This is a genomic window from Comamonas sp. FG99 (assembly GCF_057808605.1).
The window spans coordinates 146,586-167,822 of sequence record NZ_JBMDII010000003.1; the positions used below are offsets into that span (position 1 = coordinate 146,586).

The 21,237-nt window shown below is 67.8% G+C and carries 20 protein-coding genes and 1 riboswitch; of the genes, 10 read left to right on the forward strand and 10 right to left on the reverse strand.

The genetic code is table 11. The annotated features are described in order from the left end of the window. Positions 1-2 precede the first annotated feature (2 nt). Both ACODRX_RS03440 and ACODRX_RS03445 read right to left on the reverse strand, forming a co-directional pair. The gene (locus tag ACODRX_RS03440; RefSeq protein WP_488869643.1) at positions 3-320 is read right to left on the reverse strand and encodes a type II toxin-antitoxin system RelE/ParE family toxin; all 318 of its coding nucleotides are present in this window, start codon (positions 318-320) and stop codon (positions 3-5) included. Next, a complete protein-coding gene (locus tag ACODRX_RS03445) occupies positions 317-571 on the reverse strand; it encodes a type II toxin-antitoxin system ParD family antitoxin (RefSeq protein WP_488869644.1) in 255 nt (84 codons plus the stop codon). Before ACODRX_RS03445 ends, ACODRX_RS03440 begins: the two co-directional genes overlap by 4 nt. An 89-nt stretch (positions 572-660) precedes the next feature. Then, positions 661-739, forward strand: a riboswitch (S-adenosyl-L-homocysteine riboswitch). Positions 740-813: 74 nt separating this feature from the next. On the opposite strand from ACODRX_RS03445, the gene ahcY reads away from it, so the two are divergent. Genes ahcY through ACODRX_RS03465 form a run of 4 tightly spaced genes read left to right on the forward strand, consistent with a single transcriptional unit; the run spans position 814 to position 4,943 of the window. Then, complete coding sequence (ahcY, locus tag ACODRX_RS03450; RefSeq protein ID WP_488869645.1) at positions 814-2,244, forward strand: adenosylhomocysteinase; 1,431 nt, start codon at positions 814-816, stop codon at positions 2,242-2,244. A 20-nt stretch (positions 2,245-2,264) separates the two neighbouring features. Beyond that, entirely contained in the window at positions 2,265-3,257 is a 993-nt protein-coding gene (locus ACODRX_RS03455) for a TlyA family RNA methyltransferase (RefSeq protein ID WP_488869646.1), read from the forward strand. Next, positions 3,254-4,081 carry a methylenetetrahydrofolate reductase [NAD(P)H] gene (gene metF, locus ACODRX_RS03460; protein WP_488869647.1) on the forward strand — a complete coding sequence of 276 codons (828 nt, stop codon included), beginning with the start codon at positions 3,254-3,256 and terminating at the stop codon, positions 4,079-4,081. The genes ACODRX_RS03455 and metF overlap by 4 nt, the downstream gene beginning before the upstream one ends. 55 nt (positions 4,082-4,136) lie before the next feature. Continuing rightward, a complete protein-coding gene (locus ACODRX_RS03465; RefSeq protein WP_488869648.1) occupies positions 4,137-4,943 on the forward strand; it encodes a septal ring lytic transglycosylase RlpA family protein in 807 nt (268 codons plus the stop codon). A gap of 262 nt (positions 4,944-5,205) precedes the next feature. Here the strand turns inward: ACODRX_RS03465 and ACODRX_RS03470 are convergent, their stop codons facing one another. After that, entirely contained in the window at positions 5,206-6,087 is an 882-nt protein-coding gene (locus tag ACODRX_RS03470; protein WP_488869649.1) for a 23S rRNA (adenine(2030)-N(6))-methyltransferase RlmJ, read from the reverse strand. 270 nt (positions 6,088-6,357) lie between these two features. On the opposite strand from ACODRX_RS03470, the gene rplM reads away from it, so the two are divergent. Continuing rightward, positions 6,358-6,786: a 50S ribosomal protein L13 gene (gene rplM, locus ACODRX_RS03475; RefSeq protein ID WP_460479777.1), complete on the forward strand. Its 429-nt coding sequence runs from the start codon at positions 6,358-6,360 to the stop codon at positions 6,784-6,786. Between the two features lie 9 nt (positions 6,787-6,795). Then, complete coding sequence (gene rpsI / locus ACODRX_RS03480) at positions 6,796-7,188, forward strand: 30S ribosomal protein S9 (protein WP_488869650.1); 393 nt, start codon at positions 6,796-6,798, stop codon at positions 7,186-7,188. Positions 7,189-7,404: 216 nt separating this feature from the next. On the opposite strand, the gene ACODRX_RS03485 is transcribed toward rpsI, so the two are convergent. Both ACODRX_RS03485 and ACODRX_RS03490 read right to left on the reverse strand, forming a co-directional pair. Then, the gene (locus ACODRX_RS03485; protein WP_488869651.1) at positions 7,405-8,292 is read right to left on the reverse strand and encodes a dioxygenase family protein; all 888 of its coding nucleotides are present in this window, start codon (positions 8,290-8,292) and stop codon (positions 7,405-7,407) included. Between the two features lie 73 nt (positions 8,293-8,365). Continuing rightward, positions 8,366-8,800 (reverse strand): RcnB family protein, encoded by a 435-nt coding sequence (locus tag ACODRX_RS03490; protein ID WP_488869652.1) that lies wholly within the window; start codon positions 8,798-8,800, stop codon positions 8,366-8,368. Positions 8,801-9,055: 255 nt separating this feature from the next. Here ACODRX_RS03490 and erpA point away from each other — a divergent pair, with 255 nt between their 5' ends. After that, positions 9,056-9,424, forward strand: coding sequence for an iron-sulfur cluster insertion protein ErpA (gene erpA / locus ACODRX_RS03495; RefSeq protein ID WP_488869653.1), 369 nt, complete (start codon positions 9,056-9,058; stop codon positions 9,422-9,424). Positions 9,425-9,476: 52 nt separating this feature from the next. Next, entirely contained in the window at positions 9,477-10,910 is a 1,434-nt protein-coding gene (gene mdtD / locus ACODRX_RS03500; protein ID WP_488869654.1) for a multidrug transporter subunit MdtD, read from the forward strand. Positions 10,911-10,960: 50 nt separating this feature from the next. Here the strand turns inward: mdtD and ACODRX_RS03505 are convergent, their stop codons facing one another. Both ACODRX_RS03505 and ACODRX_RS03510 read right to left on the reverse strand, forming a co-directional pair. Next, complete coding sequence (locus ACODRX_RS03505) at positions 10,961-12,085, reverse strand: anhydro-N-acetylmuramic acid kinase (protein ID WP_488869655.1); 1,125 nt, start codon at positions 12,083-12,085, stop codon at positions 10,961-10,963. Between the two features lie 66 nt (positions 12,086-12,151). Next, positions 12,152-13,531: a M23 family metallopeptidase gene (locus ACODRX_RS03510; protein WP_488869656.1), complete on the reverse strand. Its 1,380-nt coding sequence runs from the start codon at positions 13,529-13,531 to the stop codon at positions 12,152-12,154. A 210-nt stretch (positions 13,532-13,741) separates the two neighbouring features. Between ACODRX_RS03510 and tyrS the strand changes: the two genes are divergently transcribed. Continuing rightward, positions 13,742-14,974, forward strand: a complete 1,233-nt coding sequence (gene tyrS, locus ACODRX_RS03515; protein WP_488869657.1) for a tyrosine--tRNA ligase — start codon at positions 13,742-13,744, stop codon at positions 14,972-14,974. Between the two features lie 103 nt (positions 14,975-15,077). Here the strand turns inward: tyrS and queA are convergent, their stop codons facing one another. The 3 genes from queA to ACODRX_RS03530 all read right to left on the reverse strand — a co-directional run bounded on the left by queA (position 15,078) and on the right by ACODRX_RS03530 (position 18,354). After that, positions 15,078-16,169 carry a tRNA preQ1(34) S-adenosylmethionine ribosyltransferase-isomerase QueA gene (gene queA, locus ACODRX_RS03520; RefSeq protein ID WP_488869658.1) on the reverse strand — a complete coding sequence of 364 codons (1,092 nt, stop codon included), beginning with the start codon at positions 16,167-16,169 and terminating at the stop codon, positions 15,078-15,080. Positions 16,170-16,234: 65 nt separating this feature from the next. Next, a complete protein-coding gene (locus tag ACODRX_RS03525) occupies positions 16,235-17,611 on the reverse strand; it encodes an ATP-binding protein (RefSeq protein WP_488869659.1) in 1,377 nt (458 codons plus the stop codon). Continuing rightward, the gene (locus tag ACODRX_RS03530) at positions 17,608-18,354 is read right to left on the reverse strand and encodes a response regulator (protein WP_488869660.1); all 747 of its coding nucleotides are present in this window, start codon (positions 18,352-18,354) and stop codon (positions 17,608-17,610) included. Before ACODRX_RS03530 ends, ACODRX_RS03525 begins: the two co-directional genes overlap by 4 nt. A gap of 397 nt (positions 18,355-18,751) precedes the next feature. On the opposite strand from ACODRX_RS03530, the gene ACODRX_RS03535 reads away from it, so the two are divergent. Beyond that, positions 18,752-21,013, forward strand: a complete 2,262-nt coding sequence (locus ACODRX_RS03535; protein WP_488869661.1) for a TonB-dependent receptor — start codon at positions 18,752-18,754, stop codon at positions 21,011-21,013. Positions 21,014-21,237 lie beyond the last annotated feature (224 nt).

A 21,237-nucleotide genomic window follows, 5' to 3' on the forward strand; every position in this document is an offset into this window, starting at 1 on the left:
CTCTACGGTGAAAGCAGGTGTTGTGGAATGTCGCTGGCTTGGTGCAGCACGCGCACGATGTCGATGCGCGCCGGGTGGGTCAGGTAGAACACTGCGTAGGGAAAGTGGTTCAGGCTCCAAAAGCGCAGCGCCGAGGCCGCTGTGTCGCCTTGGGCGTAGCGGGCAGAGCCCGTGCCGGGGTGGCGGCGGATGTGCGCCAGCGCCTCGTCCACCGCATCCCGAAAGCGTTCGGCCAGCGCCAGATCGGCGGCGTCGAAGTAGTATTCGAAGGCTTGCTCCAGATCGGCTGCGGCCTGGCGGGTCAGCAGCGCGGGTGTCACCGGGGCGGGCCCTTGGCGCTGCGGGACGCCGCGATGCGTGCCGTCCAGCCATCGCGCAGCTCGTCCCACGAGCGTGGATCGAGGCCGGAGTCGACGCCTTCCTGGATCAGCGCCCGAAAGCGTTCCTCGGCCGCACGCTCTTCGTCGCGCCGCACCAGCTCGCGCATGTACTCGCTGGTGCTGCTGTAGCCGCGCGCCTTTACGCGGGCATCGACAAAGGCCTTCAACTCGTCGGTCAGCGAAATGTTCATCGTTACCGTGCTCATGGGCTGGATTGTAGAGGGCATTCGGCTGTGTTTGGCAAGCTTTGCCAAGCGGGCGCTGCTGGTACAATGCGTATTTTTCCGAGGAGCGTTGCAGCGCCCCCAGCATGGCGGGGCGCGAGGCTCGGAATCATCAAGCAACGACGCTCACCCACGCTTTCTGTGCGGTGAGGCTCTTTCCCCAAAGTTCCCCCCAGAACGTGGTTTTTCATTCGTCACTGGAGAAAACCATGAACGCTGCCGTTCGCCCTGTTTCCGCAGATTCGGCCATTGCCGACATCACCCTGGCCGACTGGGGCCGCAAAGAGATCAGGATCGCCGAGACCGAGATGCCCGGCCTGATGGCCGTGCGCGAGGAGTTCGCCGCCGCCCAGCCGCTCAAGGGCGCGCGCATCGCCGGCTCGCTGCACATGACGATCCAGACCGCCGTGCTGATCGAGACCCTCAAGGCCCTGGGTGCCGACGTGCGCTGGGCCTCGTGCAACATCTTCTCCACGCAGGACCACGCCGCCGCCGCCATCGCCGCCACCGGCACGCCGGTGTTCGCGATCAAGGGCGAGTCGCTGCAGGACTACTGGGACTACACCCACAACATCTTCGAATTCGGCGCCAAGGGTGCCGAGGGCGAAGGCCCGAACATGATCCTGGACGACGGCGGCGACGCCACCATGCTCATGCACCTGGGCAAGCGCGCCGAGAAGGACCTGTCGGTGCTGGCCAATCCCGGCTCCGAGGAAGAGAAGATCGTCTTCGCCGCCATCAAGGCCAAGCTGGCCGAGGATGCCACCTGGTACAGCCGCAAGAGCGCCCAGATCATGGGCGTGACCGAGGAGACCACCACCGGCGTGCACCGCCTGAACGAGATGTCCGCCAAGGGCACGCTGCTGTTCCGCGCGATCAACGTCAATGATTCGGTCACCAAGAGCAAGTTCGACAACCTGTACGGCTGCCGCGAATCGCTGGTGGACGGCATCAAGCGCGCGACCGACGTGATGATCGCCGGCAAGGTGGCGGTGGTGGCCGGCTATGGCGACGTGGGCAAGGGCTGTGCCCAGGCGCTGCGCGCGCTGTCGGCCCAGGTCTGGGTGACCGAGATCGACCCCATCAACGCGCTGCAGGCCGCGATGGAAGGCTACCGCGTGGTGACCATGGAATACGCCGCCGACAAGTGCGACATCTTCGTGACCACCACCGGCAACAAGGACATCATCCGCCACGAGCACATGGTGGCCATGAAGAACGAGGCCATCGTCTGCAACATCGGCCACTTCGACAACGAGATCGACGTGGCCTCGATCGAGAAGTACGAGTGGGAAGAGATCAAGCCCCAGGTGGACCACATCACCTTCCCCGACGGCAAGAAGATCATCCTGCTGGCCAAGGGCCGGCTGGTGAACCTGGGCTGCGCCACCGGCCACCCCAGCTTCGTGATGAGCAACTCGTTCGCCAACCAGACGCTGGCGCAGATCGAGCTGTACTCGCGCCCCGACGCCTACGAAGTGGGCAAGGTCTACGTGCTGCCCAAGATCCTCGACGAGAAGGTGGCCCGCCTGCACCTCAAGAAGGTGGGCGCGCAGCTGACCGAGCTGAGCGACTCCCAGGCCGCCTACATCGGCGTGAGCAAGCAGGGCCCCTACAAGCCCGATACCTACCGCTACTAAAACGACGAGAGGACTGCGCCATGCGCGCCGATGTTTTTCTGGTGGACGCGGGTCATGCGTCCACACGCTCGCAGGCGCAGCGCCTGATCGCCGCCGGCGTGCAGTGGCGGCTGTCGCCGCTGGCGCCGTGGGTCGCCGTGGCCAAGAATGGCGACGAGATTCCCGCCGGCTCCGAGATGCAGCTGCTCGATGCGTCCGAGGCCCGCTACATCTCGCGCGGCGGCCTCAAGCTCGAAGGCGCGCTGGCCCGGGTGGGCCTGGCCGTGGCCGGGCTGCGCTGCCTTGACGTGGGCCAGAGCACCGGCGGCTTCACCGACTGCCTGCTGCAGGCCGGCGCCGCGCAGGTGATTGGCGTCGACGTGGGCCACGGCCAGCTGCACGAGCGGCTGCGCGCCGATGCGCGCGTGGTCTGCATCGAGGGCATGAACGCCCGCGCGCTGACGGCTGCTGACTTGCAGGAGGCCTGCGAGGAAGCGCTGTCCGAGCGCATCGAAGAGGCCGAGGACAACGACACCCAGCCCGTCGCGCCCTATGCCTGGATGCGCAACGGAGGCATGGTGGCCGACGACTATGACGATAGTGGCGACGCGACCGACGCCGAGATCGAGTCCTTCAAGACCGAGCGCGCCGCCAAGGCCCGCCTGGCGCAGGACCGCTCTCAGCTGCCGCGCCGCCGCCGCGCCGGGCTGGAGCAGGCCGGCACCACGCCCGCGTTCGATCTCGTCACCGGCGACCTGTCCTTCATCTCGCTCACGCTGGTGCTGCCCGCGCTGGTGCCGCTGCTCCAAAGCGGCGGCCACCTGCTGATGCTGGTCAAGCCGCAGTTCGAGCTGCAGCCCGGCCAGGTCGGCAAGGGTGGCATCGTGCGCGACGCCTCGCTCTACGCGGTGGTCGAGCAGCGCATCCGCGACTGCCTGGCCGGCCTGGGGCTGCAGGTGGCGGCCTGGCTGGATTCGCCCATCGAGGGCGGCGACGGCAACCGCGAGTTCTTCATTTACGCAAAGCAACCATGACTTTCCCGATCAGCTTCGAATTCTTCCCGCCCAAGACGCCCGAAGGCGCGGAAAAGCTGCGCGTGGTGCGCCAGCAGCTTTATGCGCGCCGGCCGCAGTTCTGCTCGGTCACCTACGGCGCCGGCGGCTCCACCCAGCAGGGCACCTTCTCGGTGGTGCAGTCCATCCTCGATGAAGGCGTCGATGCGGCCTCGCACTTCTCGTGCATAGGCGCCACCAAGGAGTCGGTGCGCGCGCAGCTCGCGCAGCTGCAGGCCATGGGCGTCAAGCGCCTGGTGGCGCTGCGCGGCGACCTGCCCAGCGGCTATGGCCTGGGCGGCGAGTTCCAGTACGCCAGCGACCTGGTGGCCTTCATCCGCGAAACGACGGGCGATGCCTTCCACATCGAGGTGGCGGCCTACCCCGAGATGCACCCCCAGGCGCGCACGCCCGAGGCCGACCTGCAGGCCTTTGCCGCCAAGGTGCGGGCGGGCGCGGACTCGGCCATCACCCAGTACTTCTTCAATGCCGCCGCGTATTTCAGATTTAAAGATGATTTACAAAAACTCGGAATTGATACACCGGTCATCCCCGGTATCATGCCCATCACCGGATCGACGCAGCTGATGCGTTTTTCCGATGCCTGCGGCGCCGAGATCCCACGCTGGATCCGGCTCAGGCTGCAGGCCTACGGAGACGATGCCGCCAGCATCCGCGCCTTCGGCCTGGATGTGGTGACCCAGATGTGCGAGGAACTGCGCCAGCGGGGCGTGCCGGGCCTGCACTTCTACACGATGAACCAAAGCGCCGCCACCCTGGCCATCTGCGAACGCCTGGGGTTGTAGTCAGTCCCCGGCGCAAGTGCGGGGCCTGCGGCACCAGCCAGAAGAAAGTGACCGCATGGGGATTGCCGCTGTGCCGCGCATCTGCCGAATCCGAACCGCCGCGGCCTGTGCCCTGGCAGCGAGCCTGCTCGTGGCCTGCACCCAGCCGCCGATACAGCCCCAGCAGGCGGCGCCCGTGGCCGCCGCCAAGCCCCCCGCACCGCCGGGCAGCCCCAAGGCTCAGCCCGCGCCCAGTGCTCCTGCCGCGGCTGCGGCAGCCGCGCCGGCGGCGCAGCCAGAGCCCGCCATGCCCGTCGAAGACCAGGCCGGGGCCTACACCGATGCCTACTCGGGCGACGGCCTGCTGCCGCCAGTGCTGCGCCCCTATGGCGGCGTGCTCGACGGGCGCAGCCTGCAGCGGCGCATTCCCGAAAGCCCCATCACCCCGCCGGAAGACTGGCGCGACAGCGACCAGCGCGGCATGGCCTCGTGGTATGGCGGGCGCTTCCATGGGCGCAAGACCGCCAGCGGCGAGCGCTTCGACCAGGGCGAGCTGACGGCCGCGCACCGCACGCTGCCCTTTGGCTCGCTGGTCTGCGTGCGCAGCACCGTCACCGGCAAGACCGTGGTGGTGCGCATCAACGACCGCGGCCCGTACAGCGACGGCCGGGTCATCGATCTGAGCCAGGCCGCCGCGCAGGAGCTGGGCATGCTCGGCCTGGGCATCAAGCCGGTGGAGATGTGGACGCTGGCCGAAGGCAAGGAGGAATGCCCGGCCTTCGTCAATGCGCGGCACCGCAAGACCCATGCCTCGGCCTCCAGCGCCGCGCGCAAGAAGGCGGTGGCCGCCAAGGCCAGGCCGCAACCGCGCAAGCGCCGCTAGGGCCTGTTCACACAAAGCACGGGGATCGCGTTGAGTCCTCTTGGGAGGGGCTGCAAGGCGCAGGCCCGCAGCAAGCTAGGCAGCTTGCAAGGGACAGCAACGCAGCAGAGCGCCCAAGAGGGCTCAACCCTTCGGGCAAGTGCGGCAGGGCCGCCACTGCGTCGTTGCGCTCCTTGTGCGGGTGGGCACACGCACGGCGTCGCGTGCCTAGCATTGACAGCCCTGTCGGGCTTGCGCGACCCCGTATTGGTGTGAACAGGCCCTAGCCCGCACCTTCCAGCGTGAAGCCGGCGTTGCTGTCCTGGCGCAGCAGCTCCACCATCTGCGGCAGCGCGGCCTTCAGCTGGGCCTGCAGCGTATACGGCGGGTTGAGCACGAACATGCCGCTCGCCGGCAGGCCGGGGCGCTTCTTCTGGCCCTGCTGGCTGCTGGATATCTTGCTCGACTTCACGGTCAGCGTGGCATGCAGCCAGCCCTTGCCGGCCTTGGTGGCCAGCGTCTTCAGGCGGCGCGGCAGCTCGTGCGCCTCGGGCCGGGGAATGATCGGGTACCAGACCGCATAGGTGCCGGTGGGAAAGCGCCTGAGCCCGTCGGCCAGCATGTCGGCCACCTTCATGTAGTCGGTCTTGATCTCGTAGCTCGGGTCGCACAGCAGCAGCGCGCGGCGCGACGGCGGCGGCAGGAATTTCTTCACGCCCTCGAAGCCGTCCTCGTGCAGCACCTGCACCTGGCGCCCGGCCTCCAGCTGCGCCACATTGCCGCTGAGCGAGCGCATGTCGGTGGGGTGCAGCTCGAACAGCTTGAGCTTGTCGTGCGGCCGCAGCTGCTGCTGCGCCAGGAACGGCGAGCCGGGGTAGGCCTGGATGCGCGGGCCGGCGTTGAAGCTGCGCACCGCATCCACATAGTCCTGCAGCAGCGGCGCGAGGTTCTCGGCCTGCTCCAGGCGCAATATGCCGTCGGCCGCCTCGCCGCTGGTGCTGGCATAGTCGCCGTCGAGCCGGTACAGCCCGGCGCCCGCGTGGGTGTCGAGCACCGCCAGCGCCGCCTCCTTTTGCGTGAGGTATTGCAAGATGGCGAGCAGCATGCTGTGCTTGAGCACATCGGCATGGTTGCCCGCATGGAAGGCATGGCGGTAGCTGAACATAGGTCGCCAATGGTACCCAGCTTGCGCAGGGCTGGCGCAAAAAACGGTTTTTTGTATAATGGCGGACTTCGCAGCGATTTCTGGACCCCGCGACGAAGAATGGAAGACTTGCGCAAAACAGCCCCAAAGCCAGGTTCCTGGCCCGTGGGCAGGTAGTTTCGGCATCCTTGTTTGCGCAAGCCGGCCATGCCCCCGCCTAAGAGGCCTCTCACCAGAAGAGGCACCGACCGCGGAAAAGGGCCCGCCAAACCTTCTTGAAAGAGAAAACTCATGTCTACATTCAGCGCAAAACCCGCTGAGGTCGTGCACGAGTGGTTTGTGATTGACGCCACCGACAAGGTGCTCGGACGTGTCGCCAGCGAAGTGGCACTCCGTCTGCGCGGCAAGCACAAAGCCATTTATACGCCTCACGTTGATACCGGCGACTTCATCGTCATCATCAACGCCTCCAAGCTCAAGGTCACCGGCACCAAGAACCTGGACAAGATCTACTATCGCCACTCGGGTTTCCCCGGCGGCATCACCGCCACCAACTTCCGCGACCTGCAGGCCAAGCACCCCGGCCGCGCGCTGGAGAAGGCTGTCAAGGGCATGCTGCCCAAGGGCCCGCTGGGCTACGCCATGATCAAGAAGCTCAAGGTGTACGGCGGCGGCGAGCATCCCCATACCGCTCAACAGCCCAAGCCGCTGGAAATCTAAGGAGTTGCAATGATTGGTGATTGGAACAATGGCACCGGCCGTCGCAAATCCAGCGTCGCCCGCGTGTTTCTGAAGAAGGGCTCCGGCAAGATCACGGTGAATGGCAAGGACATTCAGCAGTATTTCGGCCGTGAAACCTCCATCATGATCGCAAAGCAGCCCCTGGTGCTGACCGGCAATGTCGAAGCCTTCGACATCCAGGTGAACGTCCATGGCGGCGGCGAATCCGGCCAGGCCGGCGCAACCCGCCACGGCATCACCCGTGCCCTGATCGACTACGACGCAGCGCTCAAGCCCGCACTGAGTCAAGCCGGCTTCGTGACCCGCGACGCCCGTGAAGTCGAACGTAAGAAGGTCGGCCTGCACTCCGCACGCCGCGCCAAGCAGTTCTCCAAGCGTTAATACGCTGGTGCTGCACTCAAAAAACCGCCTTCGGGCGGTTTTTTTTTGCCACCGGGCCGCCTCAAGATAAAAAGCGCCCCTCTCGGAGGGGCAGCGACTCAACGCAGTGGGGAGCGTGGGGTGCCACTTTTTATCGCCGGGCCGCCCCAAGATAAAAAAGCGCCCCTCTCGGAGGGGCAGCGACCCAACGCAGTGGGGAGCGTGGGGTGCCTTTTTTTAATCTTGGCTTGCCGGCCGCGGCATGCGGGGCGGGCGGCCAAAGCCACCCGGCGCAGGGCCTGCGCGCCCGCCCGGTCCGCCCGGCCCACCGGGGGGCGGCGTGCCCCGGGCCTGGCAGACGCTGGCTTCGAGGCTGCTGCGGATGGCCAGCGTCTTGGATGCGAGCATCACGCCGCCGACATTGCGCACGTCGAACAGGTACGGCGACGGGTCCGGCTCCGCGCCCAGCACGTTGTCGGTGGCCAGCGTCGTGTCGGGCTGGCCGTGGTCGCGGTACAGCGGCGCGCTGCCGAAGATCTCGGTGTTGAGCGCGTCGGCGAACAGCAGCTGCGAGGTGAGCCAGCTCGCGGCCGCATCGCTGGGATCGTAGTTGCCCTTCAGCACGCGCAGGTGCACATGGTTGGCGCGGCCGCGGTACCAGCCGGGAAAGCAGCTGTCGAAACGCACCACGCCCTGCGCATCCGTGCGCTGCCAGCCGCGAAAGAACTGGCGCTCCACGTCGGCCTGGTCGTTGTTGCACATCTGCACGATGTGCCCCGAATAGCCGCCGGTGTGGTTGGTGTGCCAGATCTCGACGATGGCGCCCTGCACCGGGCGGCACTGCTCGTCGACGATGCGCAGCTGCACATGCATCGGCAGCCCGTCCCAGCCGTCGCTGATGTCGGAGCGCTCGGGCGACAGCGTATGGCAGGGGCCGATGGTCGCCTCGCAGGCCAGCCGACAGGTGGTTGCGGCGGCGCCGAGGAAGGGGTTGGCATTGCGCACCGCGGCCGCGATGCGTGCGGTGCCGCCCGTGGCCCAGGCCTGCGGCGCCGGGCTGCTGCTGGCGCAGCCCCCCAGCAGCCAGCTGGCGGGTAGTGCAGGCGCGGCGCCGAAAAGCCGCATCAGCGCTCTGCGCGAAATACCTCTGGCATGGGATGGGGCTATGGACAATTGCTGGAGCATGGGGCGCGTGTCTTCAGTGGCCCAGGATGATCTGGGTGATGACGCCGGTGGCGACGGCGATCAACACATAGTCCGCGCCCACCTGCACCCAGCGGTGCCCGCGTGGCGGCGCGCTCAGGTGGTGGCCGCGCCAGTCGTCCACCACATACTGCCGGCTGCGGTAGTCGGTGGGCAGGCGTTCGCCCTTGCGGAAGCGGTGATCCGGGCCCGCGCCGCGGCCGTGGTCGGGCTGGGGCATCGGCCGGCTGGCCGCGGGGCGGTGGTTGGGGGCGTGTTGCGGCTGCATTTGCGGCGCGGGCTGCCGGGCGTCGCGGCCCGGTGCGTTCATGGGGGCGCCCTGGCGCGGGTCCCTGTCGCGCATGTCCTGCGGCTGGGGCTGGGCTTGCGCCAGGCCTGCGTTGAGGCCGAAGGCGATGGCGGTGATGGCGAGTATGCTGCGTGCGTGCACGTTCGTCTTCCTTTCTCGGGTTTGTGGAAAGTATCGGTTGGCGAGCGGCCATGGCCATCCTACTGTGCCGCCATGGCCCGCATGTAAAGCGGCGTGAAGCGCAAGAAAAGCCCGGCCCGATGCCAGCGGCAGCTCCTGCTTTTGACAATCGATTGCGCAATATCCCCAATGCGAATGGCAGCAAAGCCTGGCGCCCAGCGCGGATCGGGCGGATTGCAGTAGCATCCGGGCATTGACGATGCAAGGATTTGCCCCATGACTGCCGTTGCCGAAGCCGCTCCCGCCACCGAAATGCCCGCGCCCATCATCTTCACCGACAGCGCCGCCGCCAAGGTGGCCGACCTGATCGCCGAAGAGGGCAACCCCGACCTGAAGCTGCGCGTGTTCGTGCAGGGCGGCGGCTGCTCGGGTTTCCAGTACGGTTTCACCTTCGATGAAATCACCAACGAAGACGACACGACCATGACCAAGAACGGCGTGTCGCTGCTGATCGACGCGATGAGCTACCAGTACCTGGTCGGCGCCGAGATCGACTACAAGGAAGACCTGCAGGGCGCCCAGTTCGTGATCAAGAACCCGAACGCGAGCACCACCTGCGGTTGCGGGTCGAGCTTCTCGGTGTGAGCGCACACTGGTTTCAACAAGCCGCTGTCCCCAGCGGCTTTTTCTTTTTCCTATGACTGATTCTGCTTCGCGCTCCGCCTCGTCCATGGTGCTGTGGCTGGTGGCCATCGGCTTTTTCATGCAGACGCTGGACGCCACCATCGTCAACACCGCGTTGCCCTCGATGGCGGCCAGCCTGGGCGAGAGCCCGCTGCGCATGCAGTCGGTGGTGGTGGCGTATTCGCTGGCGATGGCGATGCTGATCCCGGCCTCGGGCTGGATCGCCGACCGCTTCGGCGCCAAGCGCGTGTTCATCGGCGCGATCGTCTGCTTCGTGCTGGCATCGCTGCTGTGCGCGATGGCGCGCACGGTGGACCAACTGGTGGCCTTTCGGGTGCTCCAGGGCCTGGGTGGCGCCTTGCTGCTGCCGGTGGGGCGGCTGGTGGTGCTGCGCAGCTTTCCGCGCGAGGAGTTCCTGCAGGCGATGAGCTTCGTCGCGATCCCGGGGCTGGTGGGCCCGCTGGTCGGCCCGACGCTGGGCGGCTGGCTGGTGGAGCTGGCCTCGTGGCACTGGATCTTCCTGATCAACGTGCCGGTGGGCGCGATCGGCGTGGCCGCCGCGCTGCGCTACATGCCCACCATCGAGAGCCCGCCGGTCGACCGCTTCGACGGCGTGGGCTACGGCATGCTGGCCTTCGGCATGGTGGCGGTGTCGCTGTCGCTCGACGGCCTCTCGGGCATGGGCATGGGGCGCGCCGCGGGGCTGCTGCTGATGCTGGCGGGCCTGGCCAGCCTGGCGGCCTACTGGCTGCATGCGCTCAGGCATTCGCATCCGCTGTTTTCGCCGCAGCTGTTTTCGGTGCCCACGCTGCGCATCGGCCTGCTGGGCAATCTGTTCGCGCGGCTGGGCAGCGGCAGCATGCCGTTCCTGATCCCGCTGCTGCTGCAGGTGACCATGGACTACTCGCCGATGCAGGCCGGCATGATGATGCTGCCGACCGCGCTGTCGGGCATGGCGATGAAGAAGGCCGCGGTGGCGGTGATCAGTCGCCTCGGCTACCGCCGGGTGCTGGTGGGCAACACCCTGGCGCTGGGCGTGGTCATGGCCAGCTTTGCGCTGTCGTCGCCCGCCGAGCCGCTGGCCTTCAAGATCGCGCAGCTGGCGGTGTTCGGGGCCATCAACTCCATGCAGTTCACCGCGATGAACACGGTGACGCTCAAGGACCTGGGCAAGAGCATGGCCAGCAGCGGCAACAGCCTGCTGTCGATGGTGCAGATGGTGTCGATCGGCATGGCCGTGGCCACCGCCGGCGCGATCCTGACCGCCTTCGATGCGCACAGCGGCGCGGCCGGCGCCGGCGCGCATGCGCAGGGCGCCTTCCAGGCGACCTTCATCTGCATGGGGCTGATCACCATGCTGTCGGCGCTGATCTTCTGGCAGCTGGCACCGCAGGACGAGAACCTGCGCGGCCAGGGCAGCGACCAGCTCGACGACGCGCACGGCTGATCCCGGCCACGGCGCGGCCGGGTGGCCGTCAGGCGATTGTCAGGCGGTCGTCAGGCCGGGTAGAGCGCGCCCAGCACGCGCGCACCGCGCGCGCCGGTCACCGCCGGCAGATTGCCCGGCAGGCGCAGCAGGGCCTGGCGCGCCAGCCAGGCGAAGGCGGTGGCCTCGACCTGCAGCGGCGGCAGGCCCAGCGCCTCGGAGCCCTGCACAGCCAGGCCCGGCAGCAGCGCGGCCAGGCGCTGCATCAGATGGCGGTTGAGCGCCCCGCCGCCGCAGACCACCACGCGCTGCCCGGGCGCGGCGCCGTGGGCGAGCAGGTCCTGGGCGATGGCCTGGGCGCTGAATTCGGCCAGCGTGGCCTGTACGTCCGCTGGCGCCGCGCCGCCGCCATGGGCGGCCAGCTGGGCCTGCAGCCAGCCGGGGTGGAACAGGTCGCGCCCGGTGCTCTTGGGCGCGGGCTGGGCCAGGTAGGGCTCGGCCAGCATGGACTGCAGCAGCGGCGCCAGCACCCGGCCCGAGGCCGCCCAGCGGCCGCCTTCGTCATAGGCCCGGCCGGTGTGCTGCTGGCACCAGTAGTCCATCAGCGCATTGCCGGGGCCGCAGTCCCAGCCGCGCACGCTGTGCTCGGCATCGGTGTCGGCCAGGCGGCTGAGGTTGGAGATGCCGCCGATGTTCACCGCCCAGGCCAGCGCGCCGCTGTGGCCGAACACGCCCTGGTGGAAGGCGGGCACCAGCGGCGCGCCCTGGCCGCCGGCCGCCAGGTCGCGGCTGCGGAAATCCGCCACCACGGCGATGCCGCTCAGCTCGGCCAGCAGCGCCGGGTTGTTCAGCTGCAGCGTGTAGCCGGTGCCGTCCCACAGGCCGGGCTGGTGGCGCACGGTCTGGCCGTGGGCGCCGATGGCGGCGATGTCCGGGGCCGCGGCACCGGTGTGCAGCAGCAGTTGCCGCACCACCTGGGCATAGCTGCCGGCCAGCGCATTGGCGGCGAGCGCGGCGCGGTGCAGTTCGTTGTCGCCGGCGGTGTTCAGCGCGAGCAGCTCGGCTTTCAGGCCGGGGGCGAACGGCACCGACTCATGGCGGGCGACCAGGGGTTTTTCGCCCTCGAAGCGCACCAGCACGCCGTCCACGCCGTCGAGCGAGGTGCCCGACATCAGGCCGATAAAGAGATCTGTCATCTGCATACCCAACACAACAAAAGGCCCCGGCAAGCATGGCTCGCCGGGGCCTGGTGACTCCTGCGTTTATTCGGCGCTGGCGCCGCTGCTTTGCTCTGCGGCGTTCAGCGCCAGGCGCATGGAGGCGGCCAGCTTGTCGAAGGCCGGGCGCGCCGTGCGGCTGATGGGCTGGGCCTGGCTGCTGCTGCTGGCCACCATGGCCAGCGGGTCGCGCTGCTCGCCGCCAACACGGAACTCGAAGTGCAGGTGCGGGCCGGTGGCCCAGCCGGTCTGCCCCACCGCGCCGATTTCCTCGCCCTGGCGCACCTTCTGGCCAGGCTTGACGTCGATGCGGCTGAGGTGGGCGTAGACGGTTTCCTGGTCGTTGGCATGGTCGATGAAGACCACGTTGCCATAGCCGTTCTGCACCCCGGCGAAGCTGACGGTGCCGTCCGCCACGTTCAGCACCGGCGTGCCGCTGGGAGCGGCCAGGTCGGTGCCCTTGTGGGCCTGCCAGGTCTTGTGGATGGGGTGGATGCGCATCGCGAAGGCGCTGGTCACCTGGTAGTGGCGCAGCGGCGACGACAGGCCGCGCTCCAGGCTGTTGCCGGCGAAGTTGTAGTAGCCGCCCTTGTCCTTGGGGTCTTGCTGGAACCACACCGCCTCGTAGGTCTTGCCGGCGTTGCGCAGCTCGGCGCTCAGCAGGCGGCCGGTGCGCAGGATTTCGCCGTCGGCCTCCAGCGTTTCGTAGACCAGCGAGAAGCGCGCGCCGGGGCGCACGGCCCGGCGCAGGTCGACCTGGTCGGCCAGCGCGTCGCTGAGCTGGCTGACCACGCTTTGCGGCACGTCGGCCGCGTTGGTGGCCGAGTACAGGGTGCCGCGCACGATGCCGCCGGCCAGGCGCTGGTTCTTGATCAGCGGCACGAATTCGGTGACCACGTCGAACTTGCCGGCGCCGGGCTTGCCGTCCTGCTGGCTGCGGCTGATGGTCAGGCGCTGGAACACGTCGCTGTCGTCGGCCGCCCAGCGCACGGTGAGGCTGGCGAGCTGGTGGTCGTTGGTGGTCTCGGCGGTGACCAGGCGGCCGGTGCGGCCGATGATGGCGTTGCGCGCCTTGGCATTGCTGCGCAGGAAGGCGGAGGCCGCCGGGTCTGCCACGCCCAGGCGGCGCAGCAGGGTTTCGGGCGAGTCGCCGCTGCGCACCTGCTCGGAGCGGTAGAGCGTGAAGCCCGGGCCGTCGACCAGGTCGGCGATGGAGATGTCGGAGGCCTGCGAGGGCACGCTGTACTGCACGGTCTGCACCGGCAGGCTGGCGGCGGGTTCAAGCTGCGCCACGGCGAAGGCGGCACCGCCGCCGGTCATCAGCAGCAGGGACAGCAGGGCGGCGACGCGCCGGGGGTGCCGCTGCGCGCTGGCGGCCAGCCGGCCGAGCCAGGCCTGGCTGCTGGAAACGAGTCCGTTGTTCAAATCGTCATCCCGGTTCAATCGTCAGTGTGCCTGCCGGCCGTCTGTGGACGGCAAAAACGGCTGCAGGGCGGTGGCAGCCGTTGGCGTGCAAGCACGTAGGTGTCTGGATGCGCGTAGGACTGGTTCGTTGCGGGAGCAGTCTAAAATCCCACGCGACAATGGGCTGGAAGTATACCGGCCATCCCCGCCGTTGGGGCTAGAGAAACCCTTATGAATCAATCGACTGTTACAAATTACCCCGTCACCGACAGTGTACGGCAGGCGCTGGAGGTCTCGCTGCGCGGCGTCGACGAGCTGCTGCCCCGCGAGGAATGGGAGCGCAAGCTCGCCCGCTCGGCCGCGACCGGCGTGCCGCTCAGGGTGAAGCTGGGGCTGGATCCGACGGCGCCCGATATCCACATCGGCCACACGGTGGTGCTCAACAAGATGCGCCAGCTGCAGGACCTGGGCCACCAGGTGATCTTCCTGATCGGCGATTTCACCACGCTGATCGGCGACCCGTCGGGCCGCAACAGCACGCGCCCGCCGCTCACGCCCGAGCAGATCAAGGTCAACGCCGAGACCTACTACACCCAGGCCGCCAAGGTGCTGGATCCGGCCCGCACCGAGGTGCGCTACAACAGCGAGTGGTGCGACAAGCTGGGCGCGCGCGGCATGATCGAGCTGTCGGCCAAGTACACGGTGGCGCGCATGATGGAGCGCAACGACTTCCACCAGCGTTTCACCGATGGCAGCTCCATCAGCCTGCACGAGTTTCTCTACCCGCTGCTGCAGGGCTACGACTCGGTGGCGTTGAAGGCCGATCTGGAGCTGGGCGGCACCGACCAGAAGTTCAACCTGCTGATGGGCCGCCACCTGCAGCAGGAGTATGGCCAGGAGCCGCAGTGCGTGCTGACCATGCCGCTGCTGGTGGGGCTGGACGGCGAGCACAAGATGTCCAAGTCCAAGAACAACTACATCGGCATCACCGAGGATGCGAACACCATGTTCGCCAAGGTGCTGTCGATCTCGGACACGCTGATGTGGGACTGGTACACGCTGCTGTCCTTCAAGAGCCTGGCCGAGATCGCGCTGCTCAAGGCCGAGATCGAAGGCGGGCGCAATCCCAAGGATGCGAAGGTGATGCTGGCCAAGGAGATCACCGCGCGCTTTCACAGCGCGGCCGCGGCCGATGCGGCCGAGCAGGACTTCATGAACCGCAGCAAGGGCGGCATTCCGGACGACATCCCCGAGATCAGCCTGTCCGGCGCGCCCATCGGCATAGGCGCGTTGCTCAAGCAGGCCAACCTGGCGCCTTCCACCAGCGAGGCCAACCGCCTGATCGACGGCGGCGGCGTGCGCATCGAGGGCGGCGTGGTCAGCGACCGGGGCCTGAAGCTGGGCGCCGGCACCTATGTGCTGCAGGTGGGCAAGCGCAAGTTCGCGCGGGTTACCCTGTCCTGATCGCATTTGTCTAAAAAGAGAGCTGGCAGCGCTTGCTGTATAAGGTTTTCAGATATAAATGTATCTGAAATCATTGTATATAAAGCGCAGCAAGCTATTGTTTTTATGAATGCGTGCGGCGCAGCAGCATCGCGTCGCCATAGCTGAAGAAGCGGTAGCGCTGCTCGATCGCGTGGCGGTACAGCGCCATGACGTGCTCGTAGCCGGCAAAGGCGCTGACCAGCATCATCAGCGTGCTCTTGGGCAGGTGGAAGTTGGTGACCAGCAGGTCGACCACCTGGAACTGGAAGCCCGGCGTGATGAAGATGTCGGTATCGCCCGAGGTCTGGCCGGCGTTCCTGGCCCAGGACTCCAGCGTGCGCACCGTGGTCGTGCCCACCGCCACCACGCGGCCGCCGCGCTGGCGGCAGCGCTCCAGCGCGGCCAGCGTGGCCAGCGGCACCTCGTACCACTCGCTGTGCATGCGGTGCTCGGCCAGGTTCTCGGTCTTCACCGGCTGGAAGGTGCCGGCGCCCACGTGCAGCGTGACGCTGGCGCGCTCCACGCCGCGCTCGGCCAGCCGCGCCAGCAGCGCCTCGTCGAAATGCAGCGCTGCGGTAGGTGCGGCCACCGCGCCGGGGCGCTTGGCGAACACGGTCTGGTAGCGCGCCTCGTCCTCGGCCTGGTAGGGATCGGCGCCGTGCTGCTGCTGGCGCTCGATGTAGGGCGGCAGTGGAATGTGGCCGTGGCGCTGCATCAGCTCCCAGGGCGTTTCGCCGCCGGGGCCGTCCAGGCGCAGGCGAAACAGCGCGCCCTGCTCGTCCGGCCAGCGGCCCAGCAGCGTGGCGTCGAAGCCGCCGCCGCGGCGCCCGCCGGCCAGGTGCATCACGCCGCCGACCAACGGCTTCTTGCTGACCTTCATGTGGGCCACGACCTCGTTGCCGGCCAGCACCCGCTCGATCAGCAGCTCCAGCCGGCCGCCGCTGGCTTTTTCGCCGAACACGCGGGCCTTGACCACCTGGGTGTCGTTGAACACCAGCAGGTCGCCGGGCTGCAGCAGATCGGGCAGCTCGTAGAAACGGCGGTCGGTGGGGGCGGGGGCCTGGCCGTCGAGCAGCCGCGAGGCGCTGCGTTCGGTGGCGGGATGCTGGGCAATCAGCTCGGGGGGCAGGGCGAAATCGAAATCGCTCAGTTGGAAGGCGCGGGGCGCGGTCATCGCAAAACGCAGGCTGTACAGGCCTGGGGCAGTCACAAACAAGGGCGTGATTGTGCCACTGCCGGCTACCAGGGCAGCTCGATCACGGCGCGCAGCCCGCCGCCGCTGCGGTTGTGCAGCATCACGTCGCCGCCATGCGCCCGCACGGCGGAGCGCGCGATCGCCAGGCCCAGGCCGACGCCGTGGCCGTCGTCCATGCCGCGGGCGCTGTCCAGGCGGGTGAAGGGCTCGAACACCAGTTCGAGCTGATCGGCGGGGATGCCGGGCCCGTCATCCTCCACCACGATGCGCAGCACCCGGGCGGCGCTGTCGATCGCACTGGCGACCCGCACCTCGCCGTAGCGGGCGGCATTGTCGAGGATGTTGTGCAGCGCGCGCTTGAGGTGCACCGGGCGGCAGCGGTAGCACAGCCCGGCATCCAGGCTGGCGGTGCGGCGCACCGTGTGCCCGCGCGCGCGCTGCTCCTGCGCCACGGACTCGATCAGCGCGTCGATGGGCGCGTCCTGCGTAGGCTCCTGGCGGGCATCGTCGCGGGCGAAGTGCAGGGTTTCCTCGACCATGGCGCTCATTTCATCGAGCGTGGCGATCATGGCGCGGCGCAGGGCGTCGTCGTCGATCAGCTCGGCGCGGATGCGCAGCGAGGTCAGCGGCGTGCGCAGGTCGTGCCCCATGGCGGCGAGCATCTGGGTGCGGCCGTTGACGAAGCGGATCAGGCTCTCCTGCATCTCGTTGAAGGCCTGGGTGATCTCGCGCACGCTGCCGGGCCCGCTGGGCTGCAGGATCACGCGCTCGCCCCGGCTCACCAGCCGGGAGGCCTCGGTCAGCGCAGTCAGCGGCCGCATGATGCGCCGGCCGAAGAACCACGCGATCAGCGCCGCGGGCAGCATGCCGACGAGCAGCGAAAAGCTCAGCACGCGGTTCCAGTGCGCGGGCACCAGCGTGGGCCAGTGCCGGCTGCGCAGCCAGCGGCCGTCGGGCATGGGCACCTCGATCTCCAGCACCCATGAGTAGGTGCCGCTGAAGGTCTTCTCCAGCCAGTTGCGCCGGTCGCCTGCGGACTGGCCGGGTTCGAGGCGCTGCAGGCGGACATGCACCGGGGCTTCGGGCGGCAGCTGCAGGCGCCGGCGGATGCCGCGGGCCAGCGCCTGCTCCTGCCGGCTGGGCTCGCCGCTGGGCGCGAGCTCGGGCGTGTCGCCCAGCGAAAACTCCGAGTCCGGCAGGCTGATGTCCTTGAGCAGCAGCCTGGCGTCGTTGGCATGGCTGGCGGCCTTGTAGGCGGACAACTCGCGGGTTTCGATGGTGCGCGCCGACAGCGGGTGGATGGTGGCGTCGTCGGCGCGCCACCAGGACAGCGCCAGCACCGCCAGCAGATGCGCGAGCAGTATGGCCACCAGCCACAGCGACAGCAGCTGCGCCGACATACTGCGCCGCAGCCAGTTCATGGATGCTCGATAGCCACTTTGGCCGCCAGCATGTAGCCGTCGCCGCGCACGGTCTTGAGCAGGTGGGGGCGGCGCGAATCGGGCTCCAGCTTCTTGCGCAGGCGGCTGATCTGGCTGTCCACGCTGCGGTCGAAGGAGATGGCGTCGGCGCGCTGCGTGTAGTCCAGCAGCTGGCTGCGGGTCAGCACGCGCCCTGCGTTGTTCAGCAGCACGCGCAGCAGATGGAATTCGGAGGTGCCCAGCGCGACGACTTCGCCCTCCGGGTTGCGCAGCTCGCGCGTGCACATGTCGAGCGACCAGCCGCTGAAGAGGTAGCGGTATTCGTGCCCGTCGGGGGAGGCCATGGCCGGCTGCGGCGCCTGCAGGGGCCTGGACTTGCTGCGGCGAAGGATGGTGCGGATGCGCGCCACCAGCTCGCGGGGGTCGAAGGGCTTGACCACGTAGTCGTCGGCGCCGATCTCCAGGCCCGCGATGCGGTCGACCTGGTCCGCCATCGCGGTCAGCAGGATGACCGGTATGCCCACGTGCTCGGAGACGTAGCGGCACAGCGAGAAGCCGTTTTCATCCGGCAGCATCACGTCCAGCACGATGAGGTCGAAGCTGCGCTCCTGCAGCCGCTGGCGCATGGCGTTGCCGCCGCCCACCGCCTCGACCTCGAAGTCGTAGCGCTGCATGAAGGTCGCCAAGGGCTCGCGGATGCTGGCGTGGTCGTCCACGATGAGCAGGCTGGTACGGGTGTCCATGAAGGTAATGGAATTAATTCTTATTTGAATTCTACCCGTGCGCCAACGCTTCGGCGCACGGCGCCCTTGCGGCAGGCCGATCACCTGAGCGGCGGAGCGGGCATGCCTGTCGAGCCGCACTTGTTGCGGCGATGCAACGTGTCGTCCACGCCCGCCGCGCATCGGAAGGTGGGGGTGGATGCCGGGCCGATGGCGCGGGCAGGCCCTGGGCGCCAGGCGTGGCGCGGGTTTGCCGCCATGCGCTGCGGCGGCTTGCAAAACTTCGCCACATTTGGCCAAAGCCGCACCATACGCGCCGGGAATGATTCTCAGTCTGAGGCGTGAAGACGCGTCCAGCTGCTGCCGCCAGGGCTGCTCCGGCCGGCAGTGAAAACCAATATGACTCCAAGGAAAATGCATGCGTAAAGCCGCCCATCTTCGTGTCCACCCTCCCGCGGACCTCACCCAGGTCGCCCTGGCCGCCTGCCTGGCGCTGGCCAGCGCTGGCGCGCTGGCCCAGCAGGAAACCACCTTGAACACCGTCACCGTCACCGACACGGCCGGCGCGCCGCTCAAGGCAGAAACCGCGCCGTCGGGCAAGTTCACCGCGCCGCTGATCGATACGCCCAAGACGGTGCAGGTGATCAACGAGGAAGTGATCCGCCAGACCGGCTCGACCAGCCTGTCCGAGGCGCTGCGCACCAGCCCCGGCATCACCTTCGGCGCGGGCGAGGGCGGCAACCCGGTGGGCGACCGCCCCTTTCTGCGCGGCAGCGATGCGCAGGGCAGCATCTTCATGGATGGCATGCGCGACATCGCCGCCCGCTCGCGCGAGGTCTACAACATCGAGTCGATCGAGGTCGTCAAGGGCGCCGACTCGGCCTATGCCGGCCGTGGCGGCGCGGGCGGCAGCATCAACATGCAGACCAAGAAGGCCAGGAACGAGAATTTCATCAGCGGCGATGTGGGCCTGGGCACCGACAGCTACCGGCGCGCCACCATCGATCTGAACCGCAAGCTGGGCGACACCACCGGCTTGCGCCTGAACGCGGTGAAGCACGATGCCGACGTGCCCGGCCGCGACGGCCCGGACAACAAGCGCTGGGGCCTTGCTCCCACGCTGACCTTCGGCATGGGCACGCCCACCGAGATCACGCTGGCCTACGAACACATGCAGAGCAACGACATGCCCGACAGCGGCGTGCCCTACGCCATGGGCAACGTCAGCGCGCTCAAGTCGCCCACCTTCATCGGCCCCACCTACGGCGGCAACCGCGACAACTGGTACGGCCTGAAGGCACGCGACTTCCGCAAGGAAAAGAGCGATATGTTCACCGCCGCGATCGAGCACAAGTTCAGCGACACCAACAAGATCCGCAACGCCACGCGCTGGAGCAAGGGCACGCAGGACTATGTGTGGACGCAGCCCGACGACAGCCAGAGCAACGTCGCCAACGGCAAGGTGTGGCGCCGCATGAACTCGCGCTACTCCGAGAGCAAGACGCTGCAGAACCTGACCGAGTTCAGCGGCCAGGCCTACAGCGGTGGCATCAAGCACCAGTTCGCCATCGGGCTGGAGCTGGCGCGCGAGGAGAGCGACCTCGACAGCTACAAGATGATCGATGCCAGCGGCAAGGACATCAGCAACACCAACCAGTGCGTGAGCGGCCTGTCACCCTACATGTGCACCAGCCTCTACAGTCCCAACGGCAACGACCCGTGGACGGGCAGCATGGCGCGCAACAACAGCTTCACCTACTACAAGGCGAACACCGCCGCGCTGTACGCCTTCGACACGCTCACACTGTCGCCGCAGTGGCTGGTCAACGCCGGCCTGCGCTATGACCGCTACCGCATCCGGCAGTGGAGCGCCACCGCCGACTACGAGCACGACGACAACCTGCTGAACTACCAGCTGGGCGTGGTCTACAAGCTGCAGCCCAACGCCAGCATCTACGCCAGCACCGGCACCTCGTCCAAGCCGGGCGGCGGCGCGGTGGGCCAGGGCAGCGAGGACCAGGCGATCAACATCATCAACGCCGATGCGCTCAAGCCCGAGAAGACCCGCTCCTTCGAGCTGGGCACGAAGTGGGACGTGCTGAACCAGCAACTGTCCCTCACGGCCGCCATCTTCCGCAACCAGACCCAAAACGCCCGCATCACCGATGCGTTCGGCTCCGTCACCATGGCCGGCGAAAAGATCGTCAACGGCCTGGAGCTGGGCTTTGCCGGCCGCGTGACCAAGCAGTGGGACGTGTTCGGCGGCTACACCTACATGGACAGCGAGCAGAAGAACATGGGCTACTCGTGCCGCAGCGGTGTCTGCTCGGCCAGCGCGGCCGAGGGCCAGGCCTTCCCCAATACCCCGCGGCACAGCTTCAGCCTGTGGACGAGCTACCGGTTCACGCCGCAGCTGACCGTGGGCCTGGGCGCGTTCGGGCAAAGCCAGGTGGTCGGCGGCTATTCGTTCAGCAGCAATGGCTCGCTCATCAAGAAGGGCACGGCCGGCTACGTGCGCTACGACGCCATGGCCAGCTATGCGTTCAACAAGAACCTGGCGCTGCAGCTCAATCTCTACAACCTGACCAACAAGGTGTACTACAACATGGCCTACGCCGCCCACTATGCCGGCATGGGCCCGGGCCGCTCGGCGGTCGCGTCGCTCAAGTTCAGCTACTGACAGCTGCGCGGTTGAGCTGGCGCAAAAGCCCCGTTCGCCGCCCGGCGGCGGGGCTTTCCCGTTCTGCTACCTTTGGCTGCTGCCGCCCGCCGTCCATCAATCCCCAACCTCCGGCCCCGTTTCCGCCATGCTGCTGCGCATCCCAGCCCTGCCCACCCCCGACGAAGTCCGCACCTGCCGCCAGGCGCTGGCGCAGGCCATCCAGCTGCGCATGTGGGCCGAGG